Below are 22,628 nucleotides of genomic sequence, written 5' to 3'. Positions count from 1 at the left end.
GCCATACCGGGCGGCGGCGCATTGTGGCAGGCTGCATCCAAGCCGCGGCCACGGTACGGCGCGGCGGTGAAGTGCGATAGGCAGGCGAGGCGGACAGATGGATGCGGTAGTCGGTGCGCGGTGTGACCACGTCCGGAGGGCGAAGTCGGTATGACGCGGCCAGTCCGGACCCGGCCCCACCGAACCCGGCGGCCCCGCGTGACCACTCTGCCGCAGCTGATCGCCAATGCCGTGGAGACCAATCCGGACGGCGCCGCACTCGTTCTCGCCGACGGCACCGGTCCCCTGGAGCAGGTCAGCTACGCCGATCTGGATGCCTGGTCGAGCCGGCTGGCCCGGGCGCTCATGGCCCGCGGTATCGGCCCGGAGGATCTGGTCGCGGTGGCCATCCCGCGTTCGCTGGACGCGGTGCTGGCAGTGTGGGCGGTCGCCAAGACCGGGGCCGGGTTCGTCCCCATCGACCCGGCCTATCCGCCGGGCTGGTTCGCGCATCTGCTGGTCGACGCCGGCGCGGTCTACGGCCTGGCGGTGTCCTGGGTGCGCAACGAGCTGCCCGATGAGGTCGAATGGCTGCAGGTCGACACGATCGAGGCCGCCCGGACGCTGGAACAGTTCTCCGCCGACCCGGTCACCTATGCCGATCGCATCCGCCCGCTGCGGGCCGAGCATCCGGCCTACATCAGCTACGCCAGTGACGGCGAGACCTCACCGGACGGTGTGGTGGTCACCCAGGCCGGCCTCTCCGGGCTGTGCGCCGAACAGCAGGGCCGCTACCGGGTGGAACCCGAGGACCGCACCCTGAACTTCGCCCCGCTGCCCTCGGATTCGGCGGTGCTGGAACTGCTGCTGGCTCTCGGCGGCGCGGCGACCATGGTCGTGGTGTCGCCGCTGGTGAACGCGCCGGACGAACTCACCGCCCTGCTGCGGCGCACCGGGGTGACCCATGCGTATCTGCCCGCGGAGGCGTTACCCGCGATCGATCCGGCGGGGCTCGACGAACTGAGCGTCGTGGTGACCGGTCGCCGGCCGTGCCCGCCGGAACTGGTCGGGCGCTGGGCGATCCCGGTGGGCGGCGGCCTGACCCGCGCCTTCTACCAGGGCTACGGTCCGGCCGAGGCCACGATCATGACCAATATCAGTTCCCCGCTGGCGCCCGGCGGCCCGCCCACGCTCGGTACGCCGATCCGCGGCGTGACGGCCCATATCCTGGACGAGCGGCTGGCGGCGGTACCCGACGGCACCGTGGGCGAGCTCTACCTCGGCGGGCCGCAGCTGGCCCGCGGTTATCGCCGGCGTCCCGGCCGGACCGCGCAACTGCTGGTCGCCGATCCGCTGGCCGCGGACGGGTCCCGCCTCTACCGCACCGGTGATCTGGTGCGCCGCATCGCCGGCGGCGAAATGGAGTATGTGGGCCGGGTGATGGCGCCGGGTACCGGGGAACCGGACGGCCCCGAGGCCGCGGCGGTCGCCGGTGCCGGCCTGCCCGAGGACGTGCCCGGCCGGTCGGCGCGATACGACCCACTACCCGATTACGAGGAGAGCCTGCCGATCCGCGAGGCCACCGCCGCCTATCCGGAACGGGAGCCCGACGACCGGCTCGCCTCGGCGAAGCGCGATCTGGACCTGCCCGGACGCGGTTATCTGGAGATGCCCGACCGGCAGCAGACGCTGGGCGGACGCGATCACCGGAGTGCCGCGAACCCACCGGAATCGGCGCCCGCCCACGAACCGGCCGCGCCCCGGCCGCCGGCCGCCGACGACTGGCTGAGCGGCGGCCGGCAGCTTCCGACTCCGGGCGAACCGGCCGGTGTGCCGGGCCGGGCGACCGCGCCGGCGCCGTCCCGGTCGGCGGGTGACGCCCTGGCGTTCTACGAGAACCCGCTGTCGGGTCCGGAAGAACCGGCGGCCGAGTCCTATTCCCGGCCGCCCGCTATTCCCGCTCCCGACGATCCCGGGCTCCCGCGGCCCGGGGTGCCCGCCGGCTCGGCGACCGCGATCTCGGCCGCCGCACCGTTCGGCGCCGCCCCCGCCGGTCCGGGCCCGCTGTGGCCGGGCCCCGGTACCCCGGCCGATCGGGGTCCGGAGATCGCCGACCCCGCACCTGCCGCCGAAGCCCCGGTGGAACGTCCGGATCCGATACCGCTTTCCCCCGGCCAGCGCCGCCTCTGGGAACGCAACCACTCGGCACCGGACACCGTCGCCGATACCGTCACCGCCGCGATGAAACTGTCCGGCACGCTGGACGCCACGGCCATGCAGGCGGCCGTCGCCGATGTCGTGGACCGGCACGAGACGCTGCGCACGGTGTATCCGCCGGCCGCCGGCGGGGAGCCACATCAGGTGGTGCTGCCGCGGGAGCAGGCGGTACCGGAGGTCGTCGCGGATCCGCTGCCCGCCGACGAGGTGGCGGACTGGCTGGCCGCGCTGGCGCGTACCGATTTCGACGTCGCCGACCCGGAACAGGTCCCAGTGCGTTTCGCGCTGGCCGAGATCGGGCCCCGCGACCATATCGTCGCGGTGGTCGTGCACCGGATCCTCGCCGACGAGGTCTCGGCCGGATTGCTGCTGCGGGATCTGCTGCGCGCCTTCCTGGGCCGCCGTAATCGCTCGCGGCCGCTGTGGCAGCCGCTGTCGGTGCAGTACCTCGACTACTACCTGGCCCGCCGGGCCGAACTCGGCGATATCGCCGACCCGGAGTCACCCGCGGCGACCGGTCTGGCCTACTGGCGCGAACAGCTCGCCGGTCTGCCGCCGCGCCTGGAATTCGCCTCCGCCGATCCGCAGCCCGGGGCGGCGGGCGGTGGCGTGCACGAATTCGAGATCGGGACCCGCACCCATCGCCGGGTCGCCGATATCGCGCGCCGCGCCGGAGTCTCCGAATTCATCGTGGTGCGCGCCGCCTTCGCGGTGCTGCTGTCCCGCTCGGCCGCGGTCAGCGATATCGTGCTCGGCAGTTCGGTCCGCGGCCGTGACGAGCGCGAACTCGACGACGCGATCGGCCCGTACGCCAACAGCGTCGTGCTGCGCACCCGTATCGATCCCGCCGAATCGTTCCTCGATCTCGTGCACCGGGTCGCCGAATCCGACCGTGCGGCGTTCTCGCACGCGGATCTGCCGTTCGAGGAGATGACGGCCGCGCTGGGAGTGGACCCGGCGCAATTCGATGTGGCCGTCGCACTGCGGCACAACGATATCCCGCGTCTGGAGATGCCGAGCCTGTCGACCGAACCGGTGGAGGTGGTCAACCCGGCGCCCGGTACCCGGTTGCGCCTGGTCATCGACCCGCATCGCGCGCCCGACGGTTCGCCCGACGGTATCGCGGCGGCGCTGCACTACGCGGCGGATAGTTTCGCCGGGCCCGCCGTCGCCGAATTCGCGGGCCGGCTGCAGCGGGTGCTCACCGTCGCCGGTGGCGATCCGGACGGACCGGTGGGCGATATCGATCTGCTGTCCCGGGCCGATCTCGACCGCCTGCTCGTGGTCTGGAACGACACCCGCTATCCGGTGGCGCCCGAACTCCTGCTCGACGGTTACCGCCGCACGGTCGCGGTGCGTCCCGATACTCCGGCGGTCTCCGATTCCGGAACCGAGCTGACCTATCAGGAATTCGACCGCCGGGTCAATCGGCTGGCGCGCCGGCTGATCGCGGCCGGCGTCGGCCCGGACACCGTGGTGGGCGTGGCGATCCGCCGTTCCCCGGATCTCGTGGTGGCCCTGTACGCGGTGCTGACCGCCGGTGGCGCCTGCCTGCCGCTGGATTCCGGCGATCCCGCGCGCTGGACCGCGCAGTTGCTCGATACCGCACGTCCCGTCTGCGTACTGGCCGACCGGCAGGACGAACCCCGGCTGGTCGCGGCGGCGGAACCGGCGCCCGATCGCCCGGCCGTCCCCATCCTGACGGCCGACGAGAACTCTCTCGCGCAGTACTCCGCCGATCCGCTGGAGTCCGCGGATCTGCTGGGTGAAGTGCGCCCGGGGAACGCGGCCTACCTGCTCTGCGCGTCGGCGTCGGCGCGCGGCCCGGAACTGGCGGTGCTCTCGCACGGTGCGATCAACAACCAGATCGCCCTGATGCTGGCCCAGGTCCCGCTCGGATTCACCGACGTCTATCTCCAGCAGAACCCGGCCACCTGCGATACCTCGCTGTGGGGTCTGTTCCTGCCGCTGCGCGCCGGAGCGCATCTGGTCCTCGCCGATCCGGCTGCCTCCGACGATCTCGGCCGGCTGGCCGCGACCATCGCCGGGAACGGGGTCACGGTCACCGATTTCGGCCCGGCCCAGCTGACCGCCTTCGCGGAGCAAGCCGATCCGGAGCAGTTGCGGACCCTGCGCGAAATCTTCGTCACCGGCGAACCGCTCTCCCCGGACGCGGTGTCCGCTTTGCGTGGACGCTGTGGCGCGCGGGTGCACAATCTGTACGGCACCTGCGAGACAGCGGTCTCGGCCACCTCCTGGCCCGCCGCCGGGTCGGCGGACCGCTCCGTACCGATCGGGCTGCCGCAGTGGAACACCCGGGTCTACGTACTGGACACCAGGCTGCGTCCGGTACCGCCCGGGGTGCCCGGTGAGCTGTATCTGGCCGGTGACCAGCTGGCCCGGGGTTACGCCGGGCGCCGGGGCGCGACCGCGGACCGCTTCGTCGCCAATCCCTTCGGCTACGGCCAGCGTATGTACCGCACCGGCGATCTGGTGCTGTGGCGCGAGGCCACTCCCACCACGCCGCAGCGTCTCGACTACCTCGGCCGTACCGACGACCGGATCCGGTTGCGGGGCCACCGGATCCAGCCGGACCTCATCGCCGCCGCCCTGCGCGCCCTGCCAGAGGTCGCCGACGCCGTGGTGCTGCCCCGGACCCCGGCGCCGGGCCGGCCGGGCAACCGGCTGACCGCGTACGTGGTGCCCGCGCCGGATTCCGATCCGGATGATTCGGCGCCGGGCCGTTTCCGCGCGGCGCTGTCCCGGTCGATCCCCGCGCATCTGGTGCCCGCGGCCTACGCGACGGTCGAGCGGATCGAGCGCGGCGCCGACGGGACCGCCGACCACGCCCGGCTGCCCGATCCGGACGGTGTCCCGCAGCTCCCGCCGGCCCCGGATCTCCCGGCCGACGACCCGGCCCCCGAAGTCCGCCGCACCGGCGCCGCCGATGGCCCGCTCCCGGATCCGGTTCCCGCCGGCGCCACCGCGCCGGAGCCCGCCGCGCCCGCGGATCCGGAGTTCACCGGGGAGCTGCCCGCCACGGCCACCGCCGCCCGGCTGCTGGACAATCCGGCGCCCGGGGTCGAGATCCGGTCGATCGTGCTGGATGTCCCGGCCGGCCACACCCCGGAGCAGGTCGAACAGATGGTGCGCGCGCTGGTACCGCGGCATCCGATGCTGTGGGCCCGGCTCGAAACCGGTGACCAGGGCACCACGCTGTGGATTCCGCCCCGGGACCAGCGTGGCGAACGCCAGTACTGGTGGCTCGGCCCGGAATCGGGCGAGCACACCGTGGCCACCGACGATGTCGTGCAGGCCGCCGCCGACGCCCTGGATCCGGCGAGTGGACGCAATATCCATTTCGTCCTCACCGGCGCCGAACCGGAACGCCGGCTGGTGGTCGTGGCGAACGGGCTCGTCGTGGACGACCGGTCCTGGCGCATCATCATCGATGAACTGGGCGCCCCCGCCCGCGCCGCCGCTCCCGAAACCGGGCTCCCGGAACTCACCCGGGCGCTGGACGCCCGCGCCCGGTCGATCGAACTGCTGGACGAAGCGGGCTGGTGGCGGCGGAATCTGGCCGCCGCCCGCACGACGGCCCCGATCGGCGCGGCCGATCTGCACGCCCGGCGGCGGGTATCGCTGGCGATCACCGCCGAAGGCACCGCCGCGGTGACCGCCGCCGCCGGCGCGTATCACGCGACGGTGCCCGAAGTGCTGCTCACCGCGGTCGCCATCGCGCTGCGCACCGCGCAGCAGGGCACGGTGGCCCGGTCGATCGGTTCGCTGGTGCGCTGTGACGCCGATACCCGCGCGCTCAGCGGCGCGAGCGAAGGACTGGTCGGTGGATTCACCACCGAGTTCCCACTCGCCCTGCACCTCACCGATATCGATACCGCCGAGGCGCTGGTGGGCGGTCCGGCCGCGGGCGCGGCGCTGGTGCAGATCCGCGACCTGCTCCGATCCGTTCCCGCGGGCGGCGCCGGTTACGCGCTGTTGCGGTACCTGAACCCGGAGACCGCGGCCGAGTTCGCCGCCTCCGAATCGGGCCGGTTCACGCTGCGTTACCGGGATCTGCGGCCCGCCCGGGTCCACACCGACGGACCCGCCGACGGCGTCCCGCTGGCGCTCACCGTCGACGCCACCGACGACGGTCTGCTGTGCCGGTTCGACTACGCCACCGCGGTATTCGTGGGCGAAGACGTGAAAACCTTCGCCGAGCACTGGGTCCGGGCCCTCGGCGGCCTCGCCGAACACGGTCTGCGCCCCGGCGCCGGGCCGGCCGATCCGGAACCCGGGCCCGGGCAGGAGGACGCCGCGGAAGAGTCCGTCCCAGCCGGATCGCCGGACGCCGGCCGGGAGACGCCGTCGCCGGGCGGACAGCCGCCGTCGCGCGCCGCGGAGTCGTCGGGGCCGGAAGCCGGTTACGGCGCGTTGTCGCCGCGGGCGGATTACGCGGCACCGGACCCGGTCGCCGACGTCCCCACACCCGTGGACGGCCCGGCGCTCCCGCCGGATGCGGAGACCACATCGCTGCTGCGGCCCGTCACCGCCGACCGGCTTCGCACCCCACCCGCCGACGGTTCCTCCGATCCCGGGCCCGCCGGCCTGCCGCAGCGGAGGTCGCGCTCCGCCGCGCCCACGACCGCTTCGGAGGCGGAAACCGGGACGGGCGACCCCGGTCCCGGCGCGCTGCCGCAGCGCCGTCCGCGGCCCGAATCCGAATCCGAACCCGGAGCCGGCGCCGGTTCGCTGCCGCGGCGCCAACCCCGGCCCGATGCGGAGTCTGCGGCCGCGCCGGGACAGTCCGTGCTGTCGCAGCCGGAATCGGATTCCGCGGTGACCCCCGAAGCGGGTCCGGTGTCGCTGCCGCAGCGTCGTCCGGCGGCGCGGCAGGAGTCCGAATCGGCGAGCCGGGGCGGTCTCCCGCAGCGCCGTCCCGTGCCGGAGACCTCGCCGGATCCCGACGGTGCGCCGGGTCCGGTGTCGCTGCCGCAGCGCCGCCCGGCGCCTGCCGCGCCGGGGACCGAGCCCGCGTCCGCGCTACCGCAGCGCCGCCCCGGCGCCGATCCGGCCGCGTCGCTCGCCCAAGGCGGTCTGCCGCAACGGCGGCCGAATCCGGAACCGGTGGCCGAGGAGCCGGCGGCCACTCGAACACCCGCGTCGTCACCCCAGCCAGGCATCGACGGCGGACCTGCCGCCGGTCACCCGGAGCCCGCGGATGATCCGGTGCCCGCGCCGCTGCCGCAGCGTCGCGCCCGGGGTGAGCAGGAACCTGCCGCGGTCCAGGAAACCGGACTATCTCCGCTGCCGCAGCGTCGGGCCCGGGGTGAGCAGGAACCTGCCGCTGTGCCGGATACCGGACTATCTCCGCTGCCGCAGCGTCGGGCCCGGGCCGAGCAGGAGCCCACCGCGGTATCCGATCCCGGTCTGTCTCCGCTACCGCAGCGCCGGCCCGCGGACCCGCCCGCGGCGACACTGACGACCGAACCGGAATCCACCGCGGACCCGGAACCGACAACGTTCCTGCGGCCCATCGCGACCGATGTCGAGACCACCGCGTACATGTCGCCGATTCTCGATGCCGGGCTGCGGGACGACGAGAGCACGCTGCTGACCCTGTTCGACGAACAGGCCGCCCGCACGCCCGCGGTACCGGCGGTCCGGCAGGGCGCGCGGGTGCTCAGTTACGCCGAGCTGGATCGCAAATCCCGGGCGCTGGCCGTGGAACTCATCCGGTTCGGGGTCCACGCGCAGACCCCGGTCGCGGTGGCCATGCAGCCCGGTATCGACCTCGTGGTCGCCGTATGCGCCGTGCTGCGGGCCGGCGGCGGCTATCTGCCGGTCGACCCCGGCCGGCCCGCCGAGGAGATCGACCGGGTGCTGGCAGCGGCCGCGCCGATCTGTGTGCTGAGCACCTCCGACGAGGGTGTCACCACCGACACCGGGATCTCGGTGGTCGCGATAGACCTGCTCTACCTCGACCTCCCGACCGATCCCGCCGCCGATCCGGTCGTGGCCGCCGACGATATCGCCGATATCCGCTACCTGCCCGGCTCCGGCACCGGTGTCACCGGCACCCATCGCCAGCTGGTGGAGCGGCTGCGGCGGGCCCAGCGCAGCCACCCCTACGATTCGGCGGATCTGGTGCTGCACGCGGCGCCCACCGTCGGCGATATCACGCTGTGGGAGCTGTTCCGGCCGCTGCACAGCGGCGCGCAGATATTGATGCCCGACCATCCGGGCCGCGCCGCCGATCTGTCCCGCTCGATCGCGGCCAACCGGGTGACCATCGTGCACGTGGTCCCGGCGCTGCTGGACCGCTTCCTCGATTCGGTCACCGACGGCGGCGGCCGGGCCGCCCACCCCAGCCTGCGGCGGGTCGTGGTGGACGGCGCCGCCCTGCCCGCCGGCGGTGTCGAGCGGTTCATGACACTGCTGCCCGGCGCCGAACTGGTCATCTGGTACGGGCACAACGAAACCGGCGTGATCACCGTCGGCTCGGTCGGCGGCCGCCCGGTCACCAACGACCGGGTGTACCTGCTCGACGAACGGCTGCGGCCGGTGCCGCCGGGCACGGCGGGGGAGATGTACATCGGCGGCCCGCAGCTGGCCCGCGGATACTACGACGCCCCCGGACCGACCGCGGCGCGTTTCGTGGCCGCCGCCGGTGGTGGCAGGCTGTACCGCACGGGCGATATCGTGCGACGCCGCGACGGCGTGCTGGAATATCTCGGCCGCGTCGAGCGCGTCGTGATCGGCGCCTCCCACCGGGGCGGGCATGATTGAGCCGCGACCGCTGTGTTCCGTGTCACCACAGCCGGTACATGTGGCTGCCGAAACCCCACAGTGTGCTCGGCCGCGGCCGGATCGACGGGCAACGCTACGGTAACGATATGTCCGCAACGCACGACTACACGGTCGGAATACCCGGGGCGGGGTGACCCGCGCCCGGATACTGTGAGGCGTTCGGGTCCGGGGGCCGGTTCGTGCGGACGGAGCCCGAATGAAAATTCGAGACGAAGCGAAGGTGCGAAATTGATACGTCGACTCACCCGGCGTGGCGGAAGGCGCGCCGCGGCGATGGTCGCGGCCACTGCGGTGCTCACCGGAGTGATGACGGGGCTCGGCGGTAGCACCGCCGCGGCCGATCCGATCATCGAATCCAAGACGCTGCTGGCCGACCCCACGGCCCCCGACGGATCACGCATCGTCAAAGCCGAGTACAAGGACGACCGCAACCTGCGGCTCTACGTGCACTCCACGGCCATGGACCGGGATATCACCGTCGACGTGCAGCGTCCGGCCGATGCCTCCGAACCCCGTCCCACCCTGTACCTGCTCAACGGTGCCGGCGGCGGCGAGGATTCGGCGTCCTGGCAGGCGCAGACCAACACCCTGGACTTCCTCTCCGACAAGAACGTCAACGTGGTGCAGCCCATCGGCGGCAGCTGGACGTACTACACGGACTGGATCAAGGACGAGCCGGCGCTGGGTGGCCGCAACAAGTGGAAGACCTTCTTCACCGAAGAACTTCCCCCGCTGGTGGACGGCGCGCTCGGCACCAACGGCGTGAACGCCATCGCCGGTCTGTCCACCTCCGGCACCACCGTCCTGGCGCTGCCCATCGCCAAACCCGGTCTCTACAAGGCCGCGGCCGCCTACAGCGGTTGCGCCCAGACCAGCGACCCGGTCGGCTCGGAGTTCGTCCGCCTCACCGTCGAAACCTGGGGTGGCGCCGATACCGAGAACATGTGGGGTCCGCAGGGGTCCGAGGAATGGGTGAAGAACGACCCGTACGTCAACGCCGAAGGCCTGCGCGGTCTCGACCTCTACGTCTCCACCGGTAACGGCCTGCCCGGCCGCTGGGACACCCTCGACGGCCCGCACACCCTGCCCGGCTCCTACGGCCTGGCCAACCAGATCCTGGTGGGCGGCGTGATCGAGGCGGGTACCAACTTCTGCACCCACAACCTGAAGAACCGCCTCGATCAACTGGGCATCCCGGCGACGTTCAACTTCCGCGATACCGGAACCCACTCGTGGGGCTACTGGGAAGACGAGTTCCTGGCGTCCTGGCCGGTACTGGCCAAGGGGCTGGGAGTGTAGGACTGTGACTCGGGCCGGCCGGGAAACCGGCCGGATCCGCGAATCGCCGAATACGAGAACGGGCCGGTCCATCAGGACCGGCCCGTTCTCGTATTCGGGTGCTGTTCTACTCCGCGAAGGCGGCCTTGCGCTTGCCGAGCATGGCGGCGGCGCCCTCGAAGAAGTCGGGGGACTGCAGGAGTTCGATCTGGCCGGCCTTCTCCTCGGCCAGGGCGGTGTCCAGGGCGGTGAGGGTGGCGCGGTTGAGGGCCGTCTTGGTGAGCTCCAGAGCGCGGCGGGGGCCGTGGGAGATCTTGTCGGCGGCGGCCTCGACGGCGGCGTCCAGTTCCTCGGGGGTGGCCAGGACGTCGGCGAACAGGCCTTCGTCGCGGGCGACGGTGGCGGGGAGGCGTTCGCCGAGCAGGGCCATACGGGCGGCCAGCGGGCGGCCCGCCGCGGCGGCCACGAGGGCGGCGGCGCCACCGTCGGGCATGAGGCCGATATTGACGAACGCCAGCAGCAGATACGAGTCGGCCTGGGCGTAGACGAGGTCGGCCGCGAGCGCGATGCCGACCCCGACGCCCGCGGTCGCGCCCTGGATGCGGGCGATCACCGGGACCGGCAGGTCTACAATCGCGCGGACCAGGCGGTTGGCGGCGTCCATGACCATATCGGGGGTGATCCCGCGGGAGCCCTCGGCGGCGCTGGCGGCGAGGTCGGCGCCGGTGCAGAAATCGCCGCCCTCTCCGGTGAGCACGACGACGCGGACGGATTTGTCCGTGGCGGCGGCCAGGAAGGTGTCACCGAGCGCGACCATCGTGTCGTAGTCGATGGCGTTCTTGCGTTTGGGCTTGGTGAGCGTCACCCGCAGCACCCGGCCGTCGTGCACCGCGGCGAAGCCCGCCGGTTGGGTCGTGGGGGAATCAGTGTTGACCATGCGCGCTCCATCGGGTGCTGTCCGGTGCCAACCGTACTGCGAATAGCGGTTAACGTTGCGAATTGTGGTTAACTTAGGTTGACTTGTCCGGCGCTGTCAACACCGGCGGCGCCGCCGAGGCGAACGGAGAATGCATGGTCGCGGATAGCAGCCGGGTCGACCCGGCGCGTCTTCGTCCCGCCGACCGTGGCAACGGCCAGAACGGGCGGCGCCGGCCCAAGGACCGCAAGGTGCAGATCATGCGCGCGGCGGCCCGGGCCTTCAGCGAGCGCGGATATTACCCGGTCGGGGTGGACGAGATCGCCGCCGAGGTGGGTATCTCGGGCCCGGCCCTCTACCGTCATTTCGCCAACAAGTACGCCCTGCTGGTCGCCGCGGCCGAGGAGGGCGCCAAACAACTGCTCGAGGCGGCGCAATCCGGCGACGACAGCGCCGCGAGCGCCGATCAACGGCTGGACGGCCTGATCCGGGCGGTCGCCGAGCACACCATCGAGATCCGGCGGGAAGCCGGGCTGTACCGGTGGGAGGGCCGCTATCTCGAGCAGGCCGACCGGGCCCGGATCCGCAGGCTCTACAACGAGATCAACAACACCTTCGCGGCGCCCATCGCGGAGCTGCGTCCCGGCGCGCCCGCCGAGGATATCGCGCTGCTGGCCGCCGCCGTGCTCAGCGTGATCGGCAGTATCTCCGCGCATCGGACCGCGCTGTCGAGCGCGAAACTGCTCCCGCTGCTGCGTGAGATGGCGTGGTCGATCGTGCACGCCGAACTGCCGCCCGCTCCGGTGGCCGGGGCGCCCGACGACCAGCCGCGCGGCCTTCCGGTGACCTCCAAACGCGAGCAACTGCTCACCGAGGCGATCCGCATCTTCGGCCGGCGCGGCTACCACGAGGCCAGTATCGAGGAGATCGGCGCGGCGGTCGGTATCAACGCCTCCAGCGTGTACCGGTACTTCAGCAGTAAATCCGATCTGCTGGCGGCGGCCTTCCACCGCACCGGCGAACGGCTGGCCTTCGCCATCACCGAGGCGCTGGGTGAGGCCAGCGGCCGGGAAGACGCGGTAGCCAAGATCGCCGACCGCTATGTCCGGCTCAGTTTCACCATGCCCGAGATCATGTCGGTGTACTACGCGGAGTTCCCGAACCTGCCGCAGGCCGAACAGCACAAACTGCGCGCCATCCAGCGGCAGAACGTGCACGAATGGGCGAACCTGCTGGACGGCGACCCGATCGAGGCCCGGTTCCGGGTGCACTCGGCCATCGGCCAGGTGATCGATGTGGGCCGGCTGATCCGTTTCGATTCGCGGCCGCAGCATATGGCCCGGGTGCACGCCCTGATGATGGCCACCCTGCTCGGGCGCGCGGTGGATCAGCGAAATATCTCGAATTAGAGCTTGACCTTGACCCAGGGGCAGGGTTCGAGCATGTATCCATGAACGAGATGGAACAGAAACTCCGGGAATTCGTCACCGGTGCGGCGGCCGAGTTCGCGCTCCCGGGGGTAGCCGTGGGCGTGCTGGCCGATGGTGGCGAGCATTTCGCCTGCCACGGCGTGACCAGCATGAACAACCCGGTGCCGGTCGATCCGGATACCGGTTTCGTGATCGGCTCGGTGAGCAAGACCTTCACCGCGACCGCGCTCATGCGACTGGTCGACGAAGGCCGCGTCGAACTCGGAGCCCCGGTGCGGCGCTATGTGCCGGAGTTCGCCGTCGCCGAGCCGGTCTCCTCCGCGATCACGGTCGCGCGCCTGCTCAACCACACCGCCGGACTCGAATGGAAACTCGGCGCGGACCCGGGTGAGGGCGATGACGCCCTGGCGCGGCATGCCGCGATGCTCGCCGAATCGGCACTGATCGCGGAGCCGGGAGCCCGGGCCTCCTACAGCCAGGCCGGCTTCAACCTGGTGGGCCGGATCATCGAGAACGTCACCGGCTCGACCTTCGAGTCGGCGGTGCGGGATCTGCTGTGCGCCCCTCTGGGGCTGTCGCACAGCGGCTACGCGCTCAACGAGGTCATGACGCGGCGTTTCGCGGTGGGGCACAATGCCGGCGCGGACGGTGCCCTCACCGTCGCCACGCAGTGGAAGGACAACCGTTCCAACAATCCCGGCGGCGGGCTGGTGTCCTCGGCCGCGGATCTGCTCAGGTGGGCGCGATTCCATCTCGGTGACGGCCGGACCACCGGTGGCGATCGGATCCTCACCGCGGACACGCTCGCGGCCATGCGGGAGCAGACCGTAGAGCTGCGGGGCAGCACGCTCGGCGACGGGTTCGGGATCTGCTGGTTCCTTCGGGCGATCGACGGTGTGGCGACCATCGGGCACGGCGGCTCCGGTAACGGTCAGTTCGCCGATCTGCTGATCGTGCCCGAACGGGACCTGGCAGTGGTGGTGCTGTCGAACGCGGGGCCCGATGCGGGGCTGGCGTTCAATCGGGCCACGGTGAAATGGGTCCTGGAGCATTATCTCGGGGTGGTCGAGCACGACCCGGAACCGGTGCCCTACGACCCGGCCCGGGTCGCGGAAATCCTCGGCGAGTACGAGAACGAGATGATGCGGATAACCCTGGAATCCGACGGGTCGGGGGTGACGATCGGCTGTGCGATCAAGCCGGAGGTCCGGGCGGTCGCCGATGTCGAGTTGCCGCCGGATATCCCGCCCGCGCCGCTCGGCCTGCTGCCCGGCGACGCCGACGAATACATCGTCACCGCCGGCGGACTGGTGGGGCAGCGGGGATACTTCACCCGCGACTCGGACGGCGCCGTCGCCGGGATCGATCTCGCCGGCCGGGTGTTCGGCCGGGCGCGGTGAGCGAGCGGCCCGGTGCCGCGGAGGGAATGACGAATGATCACGATCGGGCAGCTCGCGCGGTACGCGGGCGTCACCATCAAAGCGGTGCGTGTCTATCACCACCGCGGGCTGCTCCCCGAACCCGAGCGCGATTCGTCCGGATACCGGCGCTACGGCGCGGCGGACGCCGTGGGCCTTGTCAAGATCAAGACGCTGGCGCAGGCCGGAGTGCCGCTGGCCCGTATCGAGGAACTCCTCACCGCGACCCCGCCGGTGTTCGCCGCGGCGCTGGCCGAGATCGATACCGCGCTCGCCGAGCGGGCCGAGGAGATCAGGCGCACCCGGGAGAGGATCGCGGAATTGGGCCGCGGTGATCGGCTCTTCGTATCCGGCGATGTCGCCGACTACCTCGACCGTTTGCGAAAAGTAGGTGCCAGCGATCGGGCGATCCGGACAGAGCGCGATATCTGGATCCTGCTCCACGCGGTCGAGCCGGTGCAGGCCGCGCGGTGGGCCGCCGCCAAACTCGAAAACCTTGCCGATCCGGAGTTCACCGCGATCTATCTCGCCTACGACGCCGCGTTCGACTGGTCACCCGAGGATCCTCGGCTGCCCGCGCTGGCCGCGCGCGCATCGACATGGCTGGCGAGCGGAGCCGACCCCACGAGTGAAGCCGGATCGGCCGTCGATCCCGGGCTGGCTCGGCTGGTGACCATGTCGGCCGGGGCCACATCCCCGGCGTGGGAACGGCTGGCCCGGCTCACCGGCGATTCTGCGCGCTGATCGTGGAGTTCTGGCGGCGGCGTGGCTAGCCGTGCCGGAACCGGAACACCGTGCGCGCCATACGCAACCGCCGCCGGTTCCGGTTGAAACTGGAGAGTCCCAGCGGTTCGCCGTACCGGTTGCGGGCGATCGAGAGGGTGCGGCTGAACTCGCGCAGTCCCAGTACGCCGTGACTGTGGCCCTGCCCGTATTCGCCGACGCCGCCGAACGGCAGCGCCGGGATGCCGGCGTAGGTGGTCGCGGTGTTCACGGTGACGACGCCCGCGCGCAGCCGTTCGGCGTAGATCTCGACCTCGGCGATATCGCGGGTGAACACGGAGACCGCGATACCGCGACCGGCGTCGTTGATCCGGGCGACGGCGTCGTCGAGATCGCGCACCTTGTTCACGATGAGGACCGGGCCGATGCCCTCCTCGGTGATGGCGGTGCTCTCCTCGGGCACATCGGTGAGCACGATGGGTTCCACATAGGGTTCGCGGATCGAGTCCAGCCCCCCGACGACCGCGCGGCCGCCCCGGGCCAGCGCGTCGCGTACCTGCTTGCGGACCACCTCGGTCTGGGTTTCCAGGATCATCGGCCCGTAGGACGCGCGCCGGTCGCCGCCGGGGCGCAGCGCCCGCGCCCGCGCCGCCACCAGATCGAGGAACTGGTCGTAGACCGACGCGGCGACGTAGGCGCGTTGCACACCGGTCGCGTTCTGCCCGGCATTGGCCATGGATCCGAACACCGCGGCGTCGGCGGCGTCGTCGAGTTTCGCGTCGACGTGCACGATCATGGCGCCCTTACCGGAGTTCTCCACGACCACCGGCGTCATCGTCTGGGCGCAGAGTGAGATCACATCGCGGCCCGGCGCCTCGGGCCCGGCGTAGGCGATCTTGTCGACCCCGGAGCGGCACAGTGCGGCGGTGGTCGTCTCGTCGCCGGTGACGGCCGTCAGAACCGGTTTGTCCGGGGCGACCTCCCGCCAGGTGTCGGCGAGCCACGCACCGGTGCCGCTGGTGAGTTCATGCGGTTTGAAGACCACCGCGTTCCCGGCGGCCATGGCGTAGGCGATCGACCCCATGGGCGTGAAAACCGGGTTCTGCCAAGGACCCAGGACCCCGACGACGCCGAGCGGCAGATAGCCCACCGACGCGCGCTGGTTGCGGGTCAGCCAGTTCGAGGCCAGCGAGCGCCGGCCCAGGGCCCGGCCCGCGTTGCGGGCCGCCCAGTCGAGATTCTCCACGGCCAGCCAGACCTCGATGGCGGCGTCGGCCTCGGGTTTACCGGTCTCCTCGCGCAGGACGTCCACCAGTTGTGCGGCCCGGCGCGCGATCACCCGCTTCCACTCCAGCAACAACCGTTTGCGAGTACCGAAACCCGCTGTCGACCACCAGGTCTCGACGGATCGTGCGGTATCGACGGCGCGGGCGAGCTCGCTCGGGCCGGCGACGGGATAGGTGCCGACGATCTCCCCGGTACGAGGGTCGTAGGACGTGAGCACGCTCGGTCGGCCGGGTCCTCCCGAACGCGCCGCCACCTCGGGCTGCGCGGTATCGGCCATGAAAATCAGATTATGGTGGTGCATACCGGGCCGACAAGGCACCAGCACTGCCCGTGCGCTGTCCTTGCACCGCCGACCAGGGTGGATAACGGATCGGCCGGGTGTTGTGAGCAAACGCACAATTGATCCACGGGCGTTCGGGGTATCGGCGGCGGGCCGGGGCCCGTGACCTCAGCCGGTAACATCGCGCCCGGCGCCAGGGATCATCCAGCGGGATACCGATGCGCCGGTCACCCGCAACACTTGTCCGGCCGATAGTGGAGAGTTGATGCCGAGTTCGAACGATGCCGGGGCAGCCGCCGGCGACAATGTCCCACCGGCGGAGTCGGTGCACATCCGCCCGTCCGGGCTCGAGACCACGAACCGGGGTGCGGAGAACGGGGCCCCCGCCCGCGCGGTGCCGGCCCCGGCGGCGTCCGACGACGCGGTGCGAGTCGAGGGCATCACCAAATCGTTCGGTGACGTGCACGCGCTGCGCGGGGTCGGATTCCGCGCCGCCCGCGGCACCGTACTGGGAATCCTGGGACCCAACGGGGCCGGTAAGACGACCACCGTGAAGATCCTGTCCACGCTGCTGCGCCCCGATTCCGGTACCGCGGTCGTCGCGGGCCACGATGTGCGCCAGGACCCCGCGGGGGTGCGCCGGTCGATCATGATGACCGGCCAGTACGCCGCCCTCGACGAGAATCTGACGGGCCGCGAGAACCTCGAACTGTTCGGCCGTCTGATGGGGCTGAGCCGGTCGTCTGCCCGTAAACGCGCCGATACGCTGCTCGCGGAATTCGACCTGGTCGCGTCCGGACGACGCGCGGTGCGACAGTACTCCGGCGGTATGCGGCGGCGGGTGGATATCGCCTGCGGGCTCGTGGTGCGGCCGGAGGTGGTATTCCTCGACGAGCCGACCACCGGTCTCGACCCGCGCAGCCGCCAGGGCGTCTGGGATCTGGTGGGCGCGCTGAAGGAACAGGGCATCACGGTCCTGCTCACCACCCAGTACCTCGAAGAGGCCGATGTGCTGTCGGACAACATCATCGTGATCGACAAGGGCACGGTGATCGCGGAGGGCACCGCCGACGAGCTCAAGGAGAAAACCGGCGGCAGCTACTGCGAGGTGGTTCCGTTGGACCCGAGCGCACTGGGCCGCGCGGCCGCGGCGCTGGGCGAACTCGTACCGCCCGCGGTATCGGCCGAGTCGGCCGCCGCCGACCGGCTCTCGTTTCCGGCCCCGGAGGGCGCTGCCACTCTGGCCGAGGCGTTGCGCCGGCTGGACGCCGCCGATATCGCGCTGGCCGATATCGGCCTGCGCCGCCCCTCGCTCGACGATGTGTTCCTGTCGATCACCGGTCACCCGGGTCAGGCCGAGGGTCCGGAGGAGAACGCGTGAGCGCGCCGGCCGTCGCCCGCACCGAACTGTTCGCCGAACTACCGCGTACCCGGGTGTCGTCGTTCGCCCAGTGGCGGGCGCTGACCGGACGGGTCATCTGGACCATGGCGACCCGGGGCGAACTGATCGCCGCGATACTCACACCCCTGGTGTTCACTGTCGGTTTCTACCTGCCGCTGCGCTATGTCATGCAGTTCCAGGGCATCGATTACGCCCAGTTCGTGATGCCGATCGTGGTGTTGCAGACCATGGCGTTCACCATGATGTCCAATGCCCAGCTGGCCGCCTTCGAGGCGCTGACCGGGTTCAGCACCCGGTTGCAGACCATGCCCATCGGCATCCTCGTGCCGTTGACCTCGCGGATCGCCGCGGGCCTGGTCCGGTCGGTGACCTCGCTGGCAGCGGCGCTGATCTACGGCCACATCATCGGGTTCGAATTCACCGCCGGCTGGGGGCAGACGATCGGGTTCTGCGCCTTCGCGCTCGCCGTCGGCACGATCCTGGCGATCGGCGCCGACGGGCTGGGCAGTCTCACCAAGAGCCCCGAATCGCTCAGCCAGGCGCTCACCCTGCCGACCCTGATCTTCGGCATGATGTCCTGCGGTTTCGTCCCCGAGACCGGGTTCCCGGAATGGGTCCGGCCGTTCGTGCGCAACCAGCCCATCACCCAGTTCGCCTACGCCCTGCGCGATATGGCAGGTGACGGGGTGACCTGGGAGGTGCTGCGGGTCGGCCTGATCTGGCTGATCGCGCTCGCGGTGCTGTTCGTGCCGTTCGCGGTGTGGGCGAGTGTGAGGCGGTCATGAGCGTTATCGATTCCTCCGTACGCACCGGGCCCGGTACCCGGGCGCACGCCGCGGCACTGGACCTGCCGCGCGCCGAACCGCGCTCCGAGAAGTCCTTGGTGGTCTGGGCGGCGCACAGCTGGATCCAGTGCAAACGCCTGCTGACCGGGTGGCTGCGCGATCCGGCGACCACCATCCAGACCATCGTCTATCCCGCGCTCACCCTGGTGATGTTCTGGATCGTCCTGGACGATTCCATCTCCTCGTTCACCGGGCGGCCCGCCATCTACGGCACGGTCCCGATGATCATGCTGGTCGCGGCGATGACGGGCGCGGTGGTCAGCGCTCTCGGTTTCAAAACCGAGCAGGCCACCGGTCTGCTCGGCCGGTTCTGGACCATGCCGATCCACCGGGCCGCCGGACTCACCGGGCGATTGCTGGCCGAAGCCATCCGGGTGCTGATCACCACGCTGATCGTGCTCGCGGTGGGTTTCGCGCTCGGCTTCCGATTCAACCAGGGCCCGTGGGCGGCCATGGCGCTGTTGGGCATCCCGGTCCTGTTCGGTATCGGTTTCGCCGTCTTCATCACCGCGGTGGCCACCTTCACCGAAGGCGCGCTGCTGGTGCAGGTCGTCGGCCTGCTCACCAACTTGCTGCTGTTCTTCAATTCCGGATTCGTCCCCGTCTTCGCGTATCCGAACTGGCTCCGCTCCACGGTGGAGAACCAGCCGATGAGCTGCGCCATCGAGGCGATGAAGGGGTTGTCCTTCGGGGGGCCGGTGGCCGAACCGCTCATCGACACCCTGCTGTGGGTGGGCGGGGTGATTCTCGTGCTGGGCTATCCCGCAGTACGGGGCTACCGGAAGGCCGCCGAGAACGGCGGCTGAACCGCCGCCGCCCGTCCGCTCCTGCGCGGGCGGACGGGCCCGTTGGATTCCAGGTCCTACCGCTGAGACTCGGTCGTCCGCGACTCGCTACCGGCGGCCGCGAAGGGAAAGTCCACCCAGCGATCGCGGTTCCGCCAGCCGACCAGGTCGAAACGCCAGCGGAACGGCCAGGTGTGGGACACCGTGTTGAACAGCACGGCGCCCAGGGCCGCGTAGTCGTCGTGGGCCGAGAGCAGCGCGCGCTGCCCCCGCGGGGACGCGGAGAAGAACGAGTCGAACATCGCGATCGACTGCTCGGTGGTGAGCCGCCCCAGGCCCCACAGTCCGCGCATCCGCATCCAGTAGGTGAGGCGGGCCTGCCAGGGCCACAGGGCGGCGACCGCGTCCTCCCCGCGCTGGATCGCGGCGACCGCGGTATCGGCCAGAGCGAAGGAGTCGGCCACGCTGTAGCCGGTGCAGGGATGCATCATCCCGCCACGGGACCCGTACGGGACCACCCGGCCGACGCCCTTCGCCGGGGGCGGGGTGTCGAGCGGGTAATGGGCGGCCTCGCTCGGTTCCTCCCCGGTGAGCATGATCCCGTGCGCCGCCAGCCGCGCCAGCGTGCGCCTGCGCAACTCGTGCTGCGGCATGCCGCCGCGCAAGCCCAGGCTGGTCTCCTCGAAGATCACCGTGCCGTCGCCCAGCGGAACCGAGTACAGGAACGACGGGGGCTCGTCGGGGCCGGCGCCGTTCTCCGGCCGCCAGTCCAGCAGCAGCCCCTCACCCTCGCCGACCATCGGCGCCGCGGTTTCGGCGGCCACGAAGATCCCGTGCGCGCTGGCGGCACGCCGGTCGCCCAGCGTGGGCATACCGCGCGAATCCACCACCACCGCGGCCCGGATCACCGTGCCGTCGGCCAGCTCGACCTCATGCCCGTCGACCCGTCCCGCCCGGCCCGCGTACACCCTGGCGGCATCGAGCGACAGCGCATCACGTAGCCGCGGTTTCGACAGCACGCAGTAGGGGCGGTCGATCGCGATCCTGGAGTTCGTCCAGACGACGGGGGCCGGGATACGGCTCGCGATCACACTGTGCGGTAACCAGTCCGGGAGTTCGTCGATCCAGCAGGAAAAGGTCGGCGGCCACAACCGGTCGGGGCGCGGATCGACGGCGGCGACACGCAACCCGGCGACGGTCGCGCGGTGGGCCAGGGCTCTCCCGGCCGGGCCCAGCCCTACGACACAGATATCGAACTCGTGGACCGCGCTGTCTGCCATGTACTGCATTCAACGGTGTGGGGCGGGGTAGGGCAACACCCACCGGCCCGCACCCCACAGCGCCCGTGCCTCTGCTTTCTGTTCAGGTGAGGGCGGCGTGAGCCTGCGCCAGCAGGTCGCATTGGCTCCGCCAGTCGCCGCCGGCGAAGCCGAAGACGAGATACCGGGCTCCCGCGTCGTGGTACGCGGTGATGCGCTCGGCGGCTTGCTCGGGGGGCCCGGTGATCGGGATCGGGAGAGTTTCCTCCAGGGATTGCCCATAGGCCCGGGTGATTCCGGCGGCGATGTCGTGGCGAGCGGGCAGGCCCGCTCCGGTGCCGAGGACTCCGGTCGCGCCGATGGCGACCGTGGGGGCCGGCCGCTGATACCGAGCGGCGAGTTCGGTGATCTCCGCGAGTCCCGTGGCCACCCGGGCGGGGGTGATCAACGAAGGAAACCAGCCGTCACCGAGCCGTGCGGCGCGCCGGCGGGCGGGCGCGGAATGGTTGCCGACCCAGATCGGCGGGAGGGGCGCGGGCGGCGACAGTGCGATCCGGGTGGGTTCCAGGGCGTCGGGAAGATCGACCTGTTCACCGGCGAGCAGTGCGGGTAGCAGGCGTAGCGCGGTATCGGTACGGGCGCCCCGCTCGGCATAGGGGATCGTCGCCGCCTGCCACTGGGCCGGTCCGCCGCCGGATCCGACGCCCAGCAGTAGCCGGCCGCCGCTGACATGCTGGAGACCGGCGATCTGTTTGGCCGCCCAGGCCAGGGAGCGCATCGCCGGAACGTAGACGCTCGTGCCGATGTGGACGCGCTCGGTCGCGGCGGCGGCGACCGCGAGAGCGATCGTCGCATCCAGAGTGGGTGCCCCGGTGGCGAGGTGATCGCCGTGCCACACCCCCGACAATCCGAGCTGTTCGATATGCCGGGCAGCGCTCGCCAGGTCCAGATTCTGCTCCGCCTGGGTCGTCACCGAGGGCAGGATGACACCGATTCTCACGGTATGAGCACCACCTTCCCGGCAGTGGTGCGATTCTCCAGCGCGATATGGGCCGCCGGCGCGTCTCGCAACGGGAAGGTCTGTACGGCCGGTCGTAACCTGCCTGCGGCGAGTTCGGTCAGCGCCCGCTGTTCGAGGCCGCGCAGGCCTCCGGGGATTCCGGTGATACTCGCCCCCAGCGCCACCACCGCCGTCAGTTGCCGCTCGAACAGGTCCGCCGAGGTGAATCGCGTCGGCTCCCCCGAGGACCATCCGAACAATATGACCCGCCCGCCCGCGCCGAGCAGATCGAACGCCGCCCGGCCCACCGTGCCGCCGACACCGTCGAAAACCACCGTGAGCGGGCGGTCACCCAGCGCCGCCCGCACGCTCTCGGTCCAGCCCGGGGCGGTGTAGTCGACCGCCACAGCGCCCGAACGCCGGACCCGCTCGACCTTGCGATCCCCACCCGCCGCGCCGACAACGGTGGCTCCGGCCCGGATCGCCGCCTGCACCAGCAGATTTCCGATCCCGCCCGCGGCCGCGTGCACCAGCACCACATCCTCCGCGGTCAGCCGGGCGTGATGCAGGATCCCCATTGCCATCCGGCCGGTACCGACCACCGCTACGGCGGCCGCGTCCTCGACGTCCTCGGGTATCTCGTGCAAAGAAGCGGGATCGGCGGCGACCAACTCCGCGTATCCACCGCTGCCGCGGGGCCCGAGATGGGTCACCACCCGCCTGCCCAGCCATCGGTCGTCGACGCCTGCGCCGAGCCCGGTGACGACACCGGCCACTTCTCGCCCCGGTGTCATCGGCAGTTCGGGCGGTGGGACCGGGCCGGAGACGGTTCCCGCACGCAACGCCGTATCGATCAGGTGGACCCCGGCCGCCCCGACTCGCACCAGTACCTGCCCTGGGCCGGGTACCGGGTCGGGAACCTGCTCGTACACCAATCGGTCCGGTGAACCGAAGTGGTATTGCCGAATCGAGTACATGTCATCTCCTCGAAGGATCCGG

General features: G+C 71.1%; 13 protein-coding genes. 8 read left to right on the top strand and 5 right to left on the bottom strand.

Annotated features, from left to right (window positions below; genetic code table 11):
* Positions 1-198: 198 nt before the first annotated feature.
* Entirely contained in the window at positions 199-8,985 is an 8,787-nt protein-coding gene (locus ACZ6SF_RS21620; protein WP_466063947.1) for an AMP-binding protein, read from the top strand.
* Between the two features lie 294 nt (positions 8,986-9,279).
* Positions 9,280-10,305, top strand: coding sequence for an alpha/beta hydrolase (locus ACZ6SF_RS21615; protein ID WP_466063946.1), 1,026 nt, complete (start codon positions 9,280-9,282; stop codon positions 10,303-10,305).
* A gap of 106 nt (positions 10,306-10,411) precedes the next feature.
* Here ACZ6SF_RS21615 and ACZ6SF_RS21610 read toward each other — a convergent pair whose 3' ends face one another.
* Positions 10,412-11,221: an enoyl-CoA hydratase-related protein gene (locus ACZ6SF_RS21610; RefSeq protein ID WP_466063945.1), complete on the bottom strand. Its 810-nt coding sequence runs from the start codon at positions 11,219-11,221 to the stop codon at positions 10,412-10,414.
* Positions 11,222-11,355: 134 nt separating this feature from the next.
* Between ACZ6SF_RS21610 and ACZ6SF_RS21605 the strand changes: the two genes are divergently transcribed.
* From ACZ6SF_RS21605 to ACZ6SF_RS21595, 3 genes are read left to right on the top strand one after another with little or no spacing between them, the layout of a single operon-like run.
* Entirely contained in the window at positions 11,356-12,609 is a 1,254-nt protein-coding gene (locus tag ACZ6SF_RS21605; RefSeq protein ID WP_466063944.1) for a TetR/AcrR family transcriptional regulator, read from the top strand.
* A 41-nt stretch (positions 12,610-12,650) separates the two neighbouring features.
* On the top strand, positions 12,651-14,030 hold the full coding sequence (locus tag ACZ6SF_RS21600) for a serine hydrolase domain-containing protein (RefSeq protein ID WP_466063943.1): 1,380 nt from the start codon (positions 12,651-12,653) through the stop codon (positions 14,028-14,030).
* 33 nt (positions 14,031-14,063) lie between these two features.
* Positions 14,064-14,792 carry a MerR family transcriptional regulator gene (locus ACZ6SF_RS21595; protein WP_466063942.1) on the top strand — a complete coding sequence of 243 codons (729 nt, stop codon included), beginning with the start codon at positions 14,064-14,066 and terminating at the stop codon, positions 14,790-14,792.
* Positions 14,793-14,817: 25 nt separating this feature from the next.
* On the opposite strand, the gene ACZ6SF_RS21590 is transcribed toward ACZ6SF_RS21595, so the two are convergent.
* Positions 14,818-16,335, bottom strand: a complete 1,518-nt coding sequence (locus ACZ6SF_RS21590) for an aldehyde dehydrogenase family protein (RefSeq protein WP_466063941.1) — start codon at positions 16,333-16,335, stop codon at positions 14,818-14,820.
* A 268-nt stretch (positions 16,336-16,603) separates the two neighbouring features.
* Here ACZ6SF_RS21590 and ACZ6SF_RS21585 point away from each other — a divergent pair, with 268 nt between their 5' ends.
* From ACZ6SF_RS21585 to ACZ6SF_RS21575, 3 genes are read left to right on the top strand one after another with little or no spacing between them, the layout of a single operon-like run.
* Entirely contained in the window at positions 16,604-17,719 is a 1,116-nt protein-coding gene (locus ACZ6SF_RS21585; protein WP_466063940.1) for an ATP-binding cassette domain-containing protein, read from the top strand.
* On the top strand, positions 17,716-18,525 hold the full coding sequence (locus ACZ6SF_RS21580) for an ABC transporter permease (protein WP_466063939.1): 810 nt from the start codon (positions 17,716-17,718) through the stop codon (positions 18,523-18,525). Before ACZ6SF_RS21585 ends, ACZ6SF_RS21580 begins: the two co-directional genes overlap by 4 nt.
* Positions 18,522-19,391, top strand: coding sequence for an ABC transporter permease (locus ACZ6SF_RS21575; protein WP_466063938.1), 870 nt, complete (start codon positions 18,522-18,524; stop codon positions 19,389-19,391). Before ACZ6SF_RS21580 ends, ACZ6SF_RS21575 begins: the two co-directional genes overlap by 4 nt.
* Positions 19,392-19,447: 56 nt before the next feature.
* Here the strand turns inward: ACZ6SF_RS21575 and ACZ6SF_RS21570 are convergent, their stop codons facing one another.
* The 3 genes from ACZ6SF_RS21570 to ACZ6SF_RS21560 all read right to left on the bottom strand — a co-directional run bounded on the left by ACZ6SF_RS21570 (position 19,448) and on the right by ACZ6SF_RS21560 (position 22,606).
* Positions 19,448-20,650 (bottom strand): lycopene cyclase family protein, encoded by a 1,203-nt coding sequence (locus ACZ6SF_RS21570; protein ID WP_466063937.1) that lies wholly within the window; start codon positions 20,648-20,650, stop codon positions 19,448-19,450.
* Positions 20,651-20,732: 82 nt separating this feature from the next.
* Positions 20,733-21,629: an LLM class flavin-dependent oxidoreductase gene (locus ACZ6SF_RS21565; RefSeq protein ID WP_466063936.1), complete on the bottom strand. Its 897-nt coding sequence runs from the start codon at positions 21,627-21,629 to the stop codon at positions 20,733-20,735.
* A complete protein-coding gene (locus tag ACZ6SF_RS21560; protein WP_466063935.1) occupies positions 21,626-22,606 on the bottom strand; it encodes a zinc-binding dehydrogenase in 981 nt (326 codons plus the stop codon). Before ACZ6SF_RS21560 ends, ACZ6SF_RS21565 begins: the two co-directional genes overlap by 4 nt.
* Between the last annotated feature and the right edge of the window lie 22 nt (positions 22,607-22,628).

It is taken from the genome of Nocardia sp. NPDC049935 (genome assembly GCF_055586645.1).
The sequence above is the reverse complement of the archived record's forward strand: the minus strand, read 5'-3'. Positions and strand labels throughout refer to the sequence as shown.